14 protein-coding genes are annotated in these 12,542 nt (G+C 37.9%); 9 read left to right on the top strand and 5 right to left on the bottom strand.

Annotation, left to right across the window (positions count from 1 at the left end; genetic code table 11):
* Nucleotides 1-3 precede the first annotated feature (3 nt).
* On the top strand, nt 4-501 hold the full coding sequence (locus HF876_RS06770) for a nucleoside deaminase (protein WP_169359316.1): 498 nt from the start codon (nt 4-6) through the stop codon (nt 499-501).
* Between the two features lie 118 nt (nt 502-619).
* On the opposite strand, the gene HF876_RS06765 is transcribed toward HF876_RS06770, so the two are convergent.
* Both HF876_RS06765 and HF876_RS06760 read right to left on the bottom strand, forming a co-directional pair.
* Nucleotides 620-1,000: a DUF5412 domain-containing protein gene (locus tag HF876_RS06765; protein ID WP_169359315.1), complete on the bottom strand. Its 381-nt coding sequence runs from the start codon at nt 998-1,000 to the stop codon at nt 620-622.
* A 174-nt stretch (nt 1,001-1,174) separates the two neighbouring features.
* Nucleotides 1,175-2,530 carry a M48 family metallopeptidase gene (locus HF876_RS06760; protein ID WP_169359314.1) on the bottom strand — a complete coding sequence of 452 codons (1,356 nt, stop codon included), beginning with the start codon at nt 2,528-2,530 and terminating at the stop codon, nt 1,175-1,177.
* Between the two features lie 121 nt (nt 2,531-2,651).
* Between HF876_RS06760 and HF876_RS06755 the strand changes: the two genes are divergently transcribed.
* The 4 genes from HF876_RS06755 (at nt 2,652) to HF876_RS06740 (ending at nt 6,393) form a co-directional block, all read left to right on the top strand.
* Complete coding sequence (locus tag HF876_RS06755) at nt 2,652-3,479, top strand: ABC transporter permease (RefSeq protein WP_169359313.1); 828 nt, start codon at nt 2,652-2,654, stop codon at nt 3,477-3,479.
* A 5-nt stretch (nt 3,480-3,484) separates the two neighbouring features.
* Nucleotides 3,485-4,264, top strand: coding sequence for an ABC transporter ATP-binding protein (locus HF876_RS06750; protein ID WP_169359312.1), 780 nt, complete (start codon nt 3,485-3,487; stop codon nt 4,262-4,264).
* A gap of 12 nt (nt 4,265-4,276) precedes the next feature.
* Nucleotides 4,277-5,356, top strand: a complete 1,080-nt coding sequence (locus HF876_RS06745) for an ABC transporter substrate-binding protein (protein ID WP_169359311.1) — start codon at nt 4,277-4,279, stop codon at nt 5,354-5,356.
* A 584-nt stretch (nt 5,357-5,940) separates the two neighbouring features.
* Nucleotides 5,941-6,393, top strand: coding sequence for a YaiI/YqxD family protein (locus HF876_RS06740; protein ID WP_169359310.1), 453 nt, complete (start codon nt 5,941-5,943; stop codon nt 6,391-6,393).
* On the opposite strand, the gene HF876_RS06735 is transcribed toward HF876_RS06740, so the two are convergent.
* Nucleotides 6,390-7,256 carry a glycerophosphodiester phosphodiesterase family protein gene (locus HF876_RS06735; RefSeq protein WP_169359309.1) on the bottom strand — a complete coding sequence of 289 codons (867 nt, stop codon included), beginning with the start codon at nt 7,254-7,256 and terminating at the stop codon, nt 6,390-6,392. The two genes, HF876_RS06740 and HF876_RS06735, sit on opposite strands and share 4 nt — an antisense overlap.
* A gap of 220 nt (nt 7,257-7,476) precedes the next feature.
* Between HF876_RS06735 and HF876_RS06730 the strand changes: the two genes are divergently transcribed.
* The 4 genes from HF876_RS06730 to HF876_RS06715 are packed head-to-tail and all read left to right on the top strand — an operon-like array spanning nt 7,477 to nt 11,744.
* Nucleotides 7,477-8,607 carry an ABC transporter ATP-binding protein gene (locus tag HF876_RS06730; protein WP_169359308.1) on the top strand — a complete coding sequence of 377 codons (1,131 nt, stop codon included), beginning with the start codon at nt 7,477-7,479 and terminating at the stop codon, nt 8,605-8,607.
* Nucleotides 8,604-9,539 carry a carbohydrate ABC transporter permease gene (locus HF876_RS06725; protein ID WP_169359307.1) on the top strand — a complete coding sequence of 312 codons (936 nt, stop codon included), beginning with the start codon at nt 8,604-8,606 and terminating at the stop codon, nt 9,537-9,539. Before HF876_RS06730 ends, HF876_RS06725 begins: the two co-directional genes overlap by 4 nt.
* Nucleotides 9,536-10,348, top strand: coding sequence for a carbohydrate ABC transporter permease (locus HF876_RS06720; protein WP_169359306.1), 813 nt, complete (start codon nt 9,536-9,538; stop codon nt 10,346-10,348). The genes HF876_RS06725 and HF876_RS06720 overlap by 4 nt, the downstream gene beginning before the upstream one ends.
* A 34-nt stretch (nt 10,349-10,382) precedes the next feature.
* Nucleotides 10,383-11,744 carry an ABC transporter substrate-binding protein gene (locus HF876_RS06715; protein ID WP_169359305.1) on the top strand — a complete coding sequence of 454 codons (1,362 nt, stop codon included), beginning with the start codon at nt 10,383-10,385 and terminating at the stop codon, nt 11,742-11,744.
* 142 nt (nt 11,745-11,886) lie between these two features.
* Here the strand turns inward: HF876_RS06715 and HF876_RS06710 are convergent, their stop codons facing one another.
* Together HF876_RS06710 and HF876_RS06705 are read right to left on the bottom strand one after the other, a co-directional pair.
* On the bottom strand, nt 11,887-12,111 hold the full coding sequence (locus tag HF876_RS06710; protein WP_169359304.1) for an ATP-dependent Lon protease: 225 nt from the start codon (nt 12,109-12,111) through the stop codon (nt 11,887-11,889).
* A 32-nt stretch (nt 12,112-12,143) separates the two neighbouring features.
* Nucleotides 12,144-12,437, bottom strand: a complete 294-nt coding sequence (locus HF876_RS06705; protein WP_169359303.1) for a 3-isopropylmalate dehydrogenase — start codon at nt 12,435-12,437, stop codon at nt 12,144-12,146.
* Between the last annotated feature and the right edge of the window lie 105 nt (nt 12,438-12,542).

The following is a 12,542-nucleotide window of genomic DNA, read 5'->3' as shown; positions in this document are numbered from 1 at the left end:
GTCATGGACTTGGATCGATATTTTTTAGAGATGGCGTTAGGGGAAGCAGAAAAAGCATTAGAGGAAAATACTTATCCAGTTGGAGCAGTTATTGTGGATGAACATTTTAATCTCGTTGCTAAAGGTAGAAATAGAGTACACCCTAGTCAGGATATTACGGCACATGCAGAAATGGATGCGATAAGAAATGCTGGGACTGCAATGTTTGATGCTAAAATTAAACACAAAAAATTTACGCTTTATAGCTCCCTCGAGCCTTGTCCAATGTGTACAGGAGGAATACTATTTGCTAAAATTCAGCGTGTCGTTTGGTTATTAAACGATGACCATGGCTTTGGAGGATATAAAAGACTGAAAGATGCCTCTGTCTTCTTAGAAAAATTTGATCGTATCGAAGTAATGGAAGAACCTTTTGAGGATTTAAAGAATAGACAGAAGGAATTAATGATTAGCTGGGAGACAAACGCAAATAATGTAACATCATTACGTAATAGGCATTAAGATGAAAAATATGCATAGTAAATGGTAGGTTTTTCCGGGTAAGTGATAAGTTATAAATACTCAATTATATAGAAGGAAAGCTCGCGGAATTTCATCTTCGCGAGCTTTTTTATGATTATTAATGTCTTCTAAAATCAAATTTATCCTTTGTAACATCTAATGTATGACCGTTAATTATTACTGTATTATTATCTTTCCAAGAAATACTTGCGCTTTCTTCTCGATAGTTCCAATAGATATTTTTAGTTTTATTATCTTTATCATTAAATACCAGCTCGCCACGAACAGAATATGATGTGGTTGCGCCTCCGTTCGTAACATATGCTTTTAATGTGTACTTTCCATTAGGTGAAATCTCTTCTGTAAGATATTCTCCTGTTGGTAACCTATTCATATCAAAAAAAGCCCAATATACTCCGTAGCCGACAAGTCCGACGATTAACAAGCTTCCAATGATGAAGACCTTTAATAGTTTATTTAATTTTTTTTTTATTGTCATTTACAGTTGGTTCATTGCATTCCAAATCTTATTACTTCCCCTCATTGGAATTATTAAAAAATAGACTATGCTAATTAATCAAAAAGTCGAATTGATTTCCGCACCAGCTGGACGCTTACCGCGACGGGAGTGATCTGTCCAAAACTAGGAGAGGATAGTTTTAAAATAGGTATTTCAATTTACTGGTTGAAGTAGACTATTCAATGTCTGTTCGAACTGCCCACTAGGAACACCTAGAATATTATTTCCCGAGTAACCTTCTGGGTCAACTACGGCCGGATCTGCCCCGTACTCATACAATAGAGCTGTCAATTCGTAATTCTCATGATAAAAGGTGGCTGTCAAAGCGTTGGAATAGAGATCCTTTGTGTTAGGGTCTGCCCCAGCCTCGAGTAAAATTTCTGCCATCATAATGTCATTTAAATATACTGCTTGATGTAAGGCAGTTGCCCCCTCTGTGTCTTTTTCTTCTAAATTTACCCCGCTAGCTATAAGCTCTCGCACCTTCGTATAGTCTCCATCCACGACTGCATTCATTAAAGGAGTGTAATTGTAAGTGTCTTGGTCTGAAGGTGAAGAGCTTGTATCTAGTGTCGACTCCTCCGAAGTTAAAGTATTTAATGCAGATTCATCCTCTAGCAGGTCATCAGGAAAAATGCTTGCATAGGTAAGAGAGCCTGCCAGGACTATTCCTATAATCCCTAAATAACCAATGAATAAAATACCAAATAATGCGCCTAAACCAAGAGCGATTTTATTAGCATTCGTATAGTAGGTAGGAGTCCCTTCTACTTGCATAAAATGACCGACTGCTTGGACTCTTTTAGGAGTGGGTGGGTGGGAGGATAAGACCTCGCCAAGCCATGTGAAAACATTGGACTCTGTGGAAATTTGCTCTAAATAGGCATCCTCATTTACCTCTTTATAGAGCTCCTTCCCAATACTTAAAATTGTAAGGCCACGCTTAGCAGCTGCCCCATCTCTAATGAAATAAGCTGCTTGACGATCACATGTATATTCACATGCACGACTATACGCCTGGGAAAGGAACGGCACTAAACGAGCGGGTGTAATTAATATATTTTTCCAAATGTGATTTCGTTTAATATGTGTAAGCTCGTGAGCTATGATGAAATCTAGCTCTGCATCGCCTTGCTCCCTAGCAAGCTCAAATACCTCTGAATAGAGCACAACCATATTCTTTCCTAAAAACCGGGTTGCAAAAGCGTTAAAAGCACCTTCGGAGTGAACTACAAATATATCTGGTACTTTTTTTAAATTCATATCTTCAGACATACGAGTTATTCGTTCATAGACATCTGGAAACTGCCTTTGGCTAACTCTGATACCATTTGATCGAATATAGCTAAGATTCATAAGATGTGCATATGTACTGATAAAAAATAAAACAAGAATGATTGCGATCCCAAAAATACTAGCTATAGCTATAACGTAAATTAATAAACTAAATAGGATGCTTAAAATAAAATATGGCATTTCTTTTGTGGATCTTAATTGTTTGTCTGTCATATTAACCCCCTCTTTCTTATTTTAAAATTACCAAAATCTACATTTTAAGTCAATTTCCATGTAGGTGTGGTCACATATTTTCCCCATTCGACATATTATTTTTAGAAAGAGGTGGTGAAAGATGCGCGATGAAAATGGGCTCGTGGATAGCGACTACGATCCCTATGAAACGGAACAAAAGGAATGGAAAAAGCAACAACTAAAAGAACGTGGTAAGCAGCTTTTAACAATTACTTCACCAATACTCATCTTAATCCTGTGGGAGGTCTTCTCACGAACGGGCATTTTAGATATACGCTTTTTCCCTCCTCCTACAGCAATAGTTTCGACATTTTTTGAGCTTGCTACAAGTGGGTTACTATGGACTCATGTATCAGTCTCTCTTTACCGAATTGCAATGGGTTTCCTACTCGGTGTAATTCCAGGTGTAATCATAGGGCTGTTAATGGGATTGTATGCTCCTATTCGACACTTTATATCCCCTATAGTAATGGCATTTATGCCGATTCCAACATTAGCTTTAATGCCAATCATCATTATCCTTTTCGGTATTGGAGATTTTTCAAAGGTAGTTACTATTGCAGGGAGTGTATTTTTTCCTGTCGTTATTAATACAGTGGCTGGTGTTTTGAACATAGATAGGGTACATCTCGATGTAGCCAAAAACTATGGTGCAAGTCCAAAGGATTTCTTTTTGAAAATTGCTTTCCCGGGTGCCTTGCCAGTAATGCTAGAAGGTATTCAAATGGGGCAGGCAATAGCTTTGTTAACAATCGTTGCCGCAGAAATGATGGGGGCAACCTCTGGTATCGGTTATTTAATCTGGACCTCTTATAAGGCATTCATGTTGAAGGAAATGTTCGTTGGTTTAGTGCTCATTTCTTTTTTTGGGTTTCTTTTTTCCCTTCTCCTACGTGGACTGCAAAAGAGAATTGTCCCATGGAGGTGAGTTAAATGAGCGAAAAAGTTAAAATTTCCATTGATAATCTTACGAAGATTTTCTATAAAAAAAGTAATAGTGTTACAGCTATAAAGGATATTTCTCTGCAGGTAGAGGAAGGAGAATTTATCTGTCTAGTTGGACCAAGTGGATGTGGAAAGACAACTCTTTTACGCATCCTTGCGGGACTAGAAACTCCGAGCTCTGGCTCCTTTTTAATTGCATCGGAAGCAGGGGAACGTCCGCTACAGTCTATGGTGTTTCAAGAAAAAGGGGTTATTCCTTGGCTGACCGTTGAAGAGAATGTTGCTTTTGGTTTAAAAATGAGGCACCTTCCAAAGGAATACGTTAAAAAGCAAACCGACTACTACTTAAAAAAGGTAGGTTTAAGTAAGTTTTCTTCGCTTTATCCAAAAGAGCTTTCTGGAGGGATGAAGCAACGGATTAGTATTGCTAGGGCTTTTGCCAATGATCCAGAAATTTTGTTAATGGATGAGCCATTTGCTGCCTTGGATGAACAAAACAAATTCATATTGCAGGAAGAGTTACTATCAATTTGGTCCGAAAACAAAAAGACCGTTTTATTTATCACTCATAGTATTGATGAGGCTTTGTTGCTGAGTGACCGTATCGTGTTATTGAGCTCTCATCCAGGTGAGATTGTAAGTGAGATAAAAGTTCCATTGCCAAGACCCCGTACAATGGAGCAGGTTAGGGCAAATGCAGAAATGGCGGAACAGTTTATAACGATTTGGAATCATTTACAGCAAGAAGTTCAAAAATCGAGAAAATAAAGGAGGAAAGTTGTGAAGAAACGCTGGTTCATACTATTTGCATCTATTGTTCTTTTACTAGGTGCTTGTAGTCCAAAAGAAGAAGGATCTGACAATGTAAATGATGAAGTAAGTAAGGATAACCCTTCTGGAGACTTGGCACCGCTAAATAAGAAAGTAAAAGTAATTATAGCGGAAGACGGGGCTGCCTCTGGGGCAGGTTTTTACATTGCAAAAGAAAAAGGTTATTTTGAGGACTACAATATTGAAGTAGAGTTTGCGCAATTTGCAAATAGTGATGAAATGCTTCCTGCACTTGCTTCGGGAGACGTGGATATTGCCGGTGGGGTTTCAACTGCTTCATTTTTTAATGCCATTGCCCAAGGGATTGACGTAAAAATTATTGCAGACAAGGGACACAATGTGCCAGGTAAGTCGTATTTCTCATTCGTCATTGGAAACCACATGAAGGATGTCATCAAGGAGTATAAGGATTTTGAAGGAAAGCGTATTGCTGTTTCCTCTAAAAACTCGATTGATGAATTTATCTTTTTAGAAATGCTGAAGCATGCAGGATTAACACCTGAGGATGTAGAGTTTGTATTACTTGGAGACTTTGGAAGCATGCTAGGGGCGATTGAAAATGGTTCGATAGATGCCGCACTTCAAATTGAACCACTAATAGCCCAAGGGATTGAAAACGGATTTCATGAGCGCTTTGGAGACGCTACGGATTATGCACCGGAATCTCAAATCGCCATGGTTTTAGGTTCGCCTCAATTTATGAGTGAGGAACAAGATGTTTCGCTCCGTTTCATGGCAGCCTATTTAAAAGGTGTCCGGGATTATAATGATGCATTTATAAAGGGTGAAGGAAAAGCTGAAATCATTGAAATTATGACAAAGTATACTTCACTAAAAGATCCAGTGTTATGGGAAAAAGTATTTGTTACAGGCTTAGATCCTAATGGAAAAATGTTTTTAGATGACGTGTTAAAGCAATATGACGTATATAAAGAAAATGGAGCAATTAGCGGTGACGTTGACTTTGATAAAGCGGTGGATACATCTATAACAGAAAAAGCAGTGGAGATATTAGGTGAATATAAGTAAAGGTTCAATATAAAAGGTATGGAAGCATATATCCATGCCTTTTGATTTATATAATTTGTGAAGACTTTTAAAAACTAATTGCCAAATACAACTAAGGTATTTATTTAGAATAGAAACGGCGGTAAAAAAGACTTGTGCGGCTGCACCTAAATTCATAAAGCTTTGTTAAAGTTATTGGTTGATTTTGACTAACCAATTCTTTTTTATAGTGACTGTAAACAAAGGAACTTTCAAATGGCTATTAAGAACATAAATAGATGATGAAATCAGCTATGTTTATGCGAGTAAATTTATTAGTGCTTTATCGATGCTAAAGCTGTTTCCATTTATTGATTGGAGCGCCAGACGGCGACTCCGGCGGGATGAGTGAGACAGATAAGACATCACAACCACGCGCGTAAGCGATGGGTGATGGCTTATCGCTCACCCCGCGGAAAGCGTCCGGTTGGCGCGGAAATCAATTCTACTCTCTGATCTAAGATTTCTTTGGATCATAAAAGTAACCCTACCCTTTAACATAGCCATTCATAAAAATAATCATTTAGTATACAATGTAGGATATATAGCTGATAGGAGTGCTCAAAATGGTGAATGTACTAGTAGATGCGGACGGCTGTCCTGTCGTGGATTTAACGATTGATATCGCAAAACAGTTCGATTTGAAGGTAACGTTGTTATGCGACACTGCACATTATATGCAGAGGGAAGGTGCTGAAACAGTCATGGTTTCGAAAGGCGCAGATGCTGTAGACTTTGTGCTCGTCAATAAAGTGAATAAGGGCGACATTGTTGTCACCCAGGATTATGGTCTTGCAGCCATGGTTTTAGCTAAGCGAGGCTATGCAATAGACCAAAATGGAAGATGGTATACACCAGAGAATATAGACCAGCTATTAGAGAGTAGACATATATCCAAAAAAATAAGACAAGCAGGTGGCCGAATGAAGGGACCACGAAAACGTCAAAAAGAAGACAATGAGAAATTTGAAATTCATTTTAAAAGACTTTGTGAAAAAGTTTTGAAACAACAGATTTAATTTTGTGTACGATCTATTATTTCTAAAGCAACGTTAGGAGCATCTGCGAATATACCATCAGCCTTGTAAAGCAAGGCTTTTTTTATATCTGCTTCTCCTATCAAGGAAAACAGGTGTACCTTCAGCCCGTTTTCGTGTGCTTCATGGACAAAGGTTCCATCTACAGCATTCACGTTGACTCCAATGCCACTTGCATAGGTTTTTAGGCTTTTCATTTCCTGGTTGGTAAATTTAGCTTCCTCTTTATTACCGAGCAGTTGGATAAGGGGTATGCTTGGTTCAAGCTCATGAAATTCTATTAAACTAGCACGGTTGAAGGATTGGACGATTACTTTCGGTACATCTTCTTCGTGATTTAATAAGTTATATTCTTCTAACAAAGAAAGCAATTCCTCCTCCATTTCCTCATATATTTTGGGGGATTTCATCTCGATATAGTAGTTGACTCTATCACCAAAATTATCAAATATTTCTCTTAATGTAGGAACTCGTGCCTTTTCATATGCAGTATTAGCGAAATCTGGATATGTCTCATTAAACCATTTCCCGGCATTCAACTCTTTTAATTCCTCTAATGTGTAATCTTTTACTAACCCTTCACCTTCAGTAGTACGGTCTACTGTTTCATCATGCATGGCAACTAATACTCCATCTTTCGTCATTTGTAAATCAATTTCAATATAAGTAGCCCCTAGCTGCTCAGCAACCTCATAAGCGACCATTGTATGCTCTGGTGCATAAGTGGATGCTCCTCTATGCGCGATGATAAAAAACTCTTCTGAAGCAATGGGTGTCACTTCTTTCCCTACACATCCACTAATAAGCAAAACAAATATAAGTAGGATTAATTGATATTTACGCATAAATTTATCCTCCAAGAACTGTTAACTTTTTGTATAAAATTAAATATTCTGTAAAGATTGTAAATTTCTTTGATTTAGAATATTCTTTTTAGTAATATGGTTAAGAAAAGATTACATAGCTATGGAAAAATGTTAAAAACATATTTTACTAGCTTCCATAGTAAAATCTATAAACTTGAAGCTTCGGTAACATAATTGATTAGAGAATGGGGGAAATCTTTTGAAGCGAGTAGAATTGATCGATATCTCTAAATCATACGACAAACAATCTAACGTTATTTCTAATATTAACGTAACGATTGAACCAGGGGAATTTTTTGTTCTTGTTGGTCCATCGGGGTGTGGAAAAAGTACAATGCTTCGAATGATCGCGGGATTAGAAGAGATAACAGGAGGAGTGCTCAAGATTGGTGAGCAGGAAGTGAATGATTTACCTCCAAGTAAGCGTGATTTGTCTATGGTATTCCAGAACTATGCTTTATACCCACATCTTTCGGTAGAAGAAAATATTCAATTTGGTCTGCATGTAAAAAAAATCTCTAAAGAAGAACGTAACAATCGAACAATAGAGGTTGCTCAAATGCTAGGGCTTTCTGATTACTTAAAACGTAAGCCAAGAGAGCTTTCCGGTGGACAAAGACAACGAGTTGCTCTTGCCCGAGCCATCGTAAACCAAGCGCCAATTTGTCTAATGGACGAACCATTATCTAACTTAGATGCTAAGCTTCGGGCGCACATGAGATCTGAAATTAGACAAATCCAGCGCAGACTTGGAATTACTATGATTTATGTGACGCATGATCAAATTGAGGCGATGACAATGGGCGACCGCATTATGATCCTACATGAAGGATCTATCCAACAGATAGGCAAACCAATTGATATTTATAATAATCCAGCCAATCCTTTTGTAGCTACCTTTATTGGTTCACCTCCGATGAATATTGCGGAAGGCATAGGAAGTAAAGAACAGGGTGCTATTTTGTTAAATGATTTCATTACTATTTCCGTACCAGCTGAGGACGCACACTACCTGACAGACAAAGTTATTGTAGGTATTCGTCCGGAGCATATAAAAGCAGCGACAAAGGAGTCGACAGCAGAGGAAAAGGTATTTGTAGAAATTGTAAATGTAGAAATTTTAGGAAATGAAACTGTATTTTCATTTACATTGAATGATCAGCAATGGCAAGTTAAATGGAGCGGTCAATGGCAGATAGCTGTCGGTGATAAAATACCAGTCATCATGAACTATGATTCCTTTTGCTTCTTTGATAGCGTAACAAAGGAGATTATTAAAAAACCTTCTGATGTAGAAAACCATGTATTTGGTAAAGAGGTATTTGTATGACAGTAGTGAAATCAAACCATGTAACTGCCGTCAGATCTAAGCAAAAGAAAGGTTTCTGGAAGCGCTCACTGAATGCTCGAACAGCTCTTTTATATTTATTACCATCTATTATCTTATTTTCCGTTTTTGTTTTTTATCCAATGTTTCGCACCATTTATTTAAGCTTTTTCTTAACCAACCAAGCAGGAGAGGCTGCAGTGTTTGTTGGTATGGAAAATTATGCTTATTTGCTTGAATCGTCTGCTTTTCTAAACAGTATAAAGGCCACATTCCTATTTGTACTATATACAGTGCCTACTGGAATTATTATTGCGCTAGGCCTAGCATTACTTGCCAATGAAAAGCTAAGAGGAATCGGATTCTTTCGTACAATCTATGCTTCCACTATGGGGGTTTCCGTGGCAGCTTCCTCCGTTGTGTGGCTATTCTTATTTCACCCAAGTATTGGGATGTTCAACAAAGTCCTTTCCATATTGAATCTTCCACAAGTCGAGTGGCTTCTAGATCCAACATGGGCTTTGCTATCGGTGTCTCTGACAACGATTTGGTTGAACACTGGCTTCTGCTTCCTAATATTGCTAGGGGGACTACAAAATATTGATGAGCACTTATACGAAAGTGCTCGTATTGACGGAGCAAGCTATTGGTATCGTTTGAGAAGAATAACTATACCAATGCTCTCTCCCACCCTATTTTTTATTATTACCATTTCTCTCATCAATGCGTTTCAAACGTTTGGACAGGTGGATATCTTAACAAAGGGCGGGCCCTCCCAATCCACTAACTTAATCGTGTATTCCATTTATCGAGAGGCATTTGTAAACGCTCAATTTGGTACTGCAAGTGCTCAAGCGGTGTTCTTATTTATATGTATTTTACTCGTTACAATTTTACAATTTAAGCTAGGGGAAAAGAAGGTGCATTACCAATGAGAATACTAAAGCGCTCCATTGTGTATTTTTTATTGATCGTTACTGCCCTGATTATGTTTTTCCCGATTATCTATGCCTTGATGGTAAGCTTCATGACGGGAGGCGAAATTTTACAAGGAAAATTCTTGCCGTCAACCTTCAGTTTTGATAATTATGTGAAGGTGTTTGATCGATTGCCTCTATTAAACTATTTGATTAACAGTTTCATTGTTTCGTTTGGGGTTATGCTTGGACAGCTGGTCGTATGTAGTTTAGCGGCCTATGCCTTTGTCTTTATCCCATTCAAAGGAAGGGACTTTGTATTTTTCCTTTTTATCTCCACGATGATGATTCCGTGGGAAGCAACAATGATTCCCAATTTCTTTACCATTCAAAATCTAAACTGGCTTAACACATACCAAGGGATGACATTACCATTTTTTGCTTTAGCCTTCGGGACATTTTTACTTAGACAGCATTTCAAAACAATACCGAAAGAGCTGCATGAGGCATCCCAGATTGCAGGGCTCAGTAGATTTGCGTTTTTTGTTCGTGTAATCTTGCCGGTTTCTAAAACTAGTTTAGTAACATTAGGAGCATATGGGTTTCTAACAACATGGAATATGTACTTATGGCCATTACTAGTTACAACTAATAACTCTGTAAGAACCGTACAAATTGGCTTGAAACAGCTGCAGTCGCAAGAGGTTGCAACAGAATGGGGGGTGGTTATGGCAGGGGTAATCGTTGTTATTATTCCAACACTACTACTATTGTTTTTAGGTCAAAAGCAATTGCAAAAAGGGTTAACGCAAGGGGCTCTAAAATAACAGTTGTTCCAAACTAAAAAAAGAGGTGTATGACATGAGGAAGAAGTTTAAGTTTACGTGGTTATTCATGATTTTGTTAGGTATTCTAGCATTAGCTGCATGTACAAATAGTGATGACAGTTCATCGACAGAACCTGTACAAAAAAGCGACGAGGATGTTGAAAAATCCGAAGATGGTAAAACAGTCATCTCCTTTTGGCACGCTATGTCAGGTTCAGGGCAAACAGCTCTTGATAATATTGTCGCTGACTTTAATGCATCCCAGGAGGATTACGAGGTAAAGGCAGAATTCCAAGGATCATATGAAGAATCGTTAACTAAGCTTCGTAGTGTTGGGGGTACTGCAGACGCTCCGGCCATAACGCAGGTGTTTGAGGTAGGTACTAAATATATGATTGAAAGTGGATTTATCGAGCCAATGCAAAAGTTTATCGATGAAGATAACTATGACTTGTCTCAATTAGAGGAGAATATCTTAAATTATTATTCTCTTGATGGAGAGCTATACTCTATGCCATTTAACTCCTCTACACCAGTAATGCTATACAACAAGGATGCATTTAAAGCAGCCGGCTTAGATCCTGAGAACCCTCCTAAAACGTTCCAGGAGGTAATTGATGCAGCAGCAAAGCTTAAAACAGATGAGATGAAGGGCTTTTCTATGCTAACATACGGTTGGTTCTTTGAGCAGCTAGTAGCCACACAAGGTGGTCTTTATGTAAATGAAGACAACGGTCGTGCTGGCGATGCAACAGAAGCGGTTTTCAACGGAGAAGAAGGTCAACGTGTGTTTGAATTCTTAAATACTATGAATGAGGCTGGTACATTTGGTAACTTCGGAACGAACTGGGATGATATTCGAGCAGCTTTCCAATCAGGGAAGGTAGCTATGTATATGGATTCCTCGGCAGGTGTACGAGGAATTATTGATAATGCGCCATTTGAGGTGGGTGCTGCATACATTCCTTACGCAGACGAAGTAGATCGTAAAGGTGTTGTAATTGGAGGGGCATCTTTATGGATGTCTAAAGGAATCGCTGAAATTGAGCAAAAAGCAGCTTGGGAGTTCATGAAGTATTTAACTACTCCAGAAGTTCAAGCTAAGTGGCATTTAGATACAGGATACTTTGCGATTAACCCTTCTGCATATGAAGCAGACATTGTTAAAGAAGCATGGGAAAAGATGCCACAGTTAAAAGTAACGGTAGAACAGCTACAAAGCACAGAGCCATCTATCGCTACTCAGGGTGCCTTAATATCAGTGTTCCCAGAATCCCGTCAGCAAATTGTGACGGCGTTGGAGAATTTATATCAAGGGATGGATCCTAAAGAAGCTCTAGATGCAGCGGCAGAAGGAACTAACCGCGCAATCGAGATTGCGAATAGAACAAAATGAAAAACAAGCAGAGAGCTTAGGCTTTCTGCTTGTTTTTTAAGTAATTTAAAAAAGAGGTACAGGGCGGTTTAAATATGAATCTCCTATCCTAATGCAGTGTACTGTTTTTAGTTCAGTAAAAATACCATTTTCACTTTACGTATTAAGTTTGTTTTTCGTCTCTATCTTCTATATATCTTTCGTACGCTTCTTTTACCTTGTCATTGCTGTTGGCTGGTACTACTTGTTTATGAATCTCTTTAATTAAAATAAATGCCCTAAAAATGACTCCTACAACAATTACACATACGATAAAAATTCCAATAGGATTATGAATAGCCAAAAAACCTAAAAGCCCGGCTAATAAAATACATAACAATAACTTCACAAAAATACCCCCTATATCTGCCTTGTCAGGAACTACGTTGTTTTGTTGTTAAATCTTTTTATTACGCTCGTTAAAATAGCAATTAGAAAAACAATAACACTGTTAATTAGTAAATAGTACGCTACTTGCAGACCATAAAATATTGCAAAAGGATCATTAATAACAAATACGGTTATTGCACCACCAATGGAGCCAAATAAAACCCCGAGATATAATATAGTAAAAGCTGAGTAATATAGACTTTTCTTTTTTTTGTAAGTTAGAAATCCAATAATGTTAGCAGAAACGATAAAAAAGACTAAAAGTATTATGAAAAAACTATCCATTTGAACCTCCGTTAGTAAAATTATTTGCCACCACGACTAAAAATATTGCTTGTGATGATCATTATTAGTTTAAGTGTAGCATTTTACTAACTCTTCCATATAAAG

The organism is Psychrobacillus sp. BL-248-WT-3 (assembly GCF_012843435.1).
GTDB lineage: Bacteria > Bacillota > Bacilli > Bacillales_A > Planococcaceae > Psychrobacillus.
This window is presented reverse-complemented; position numbering and strand designations above follow the sequence as displayed.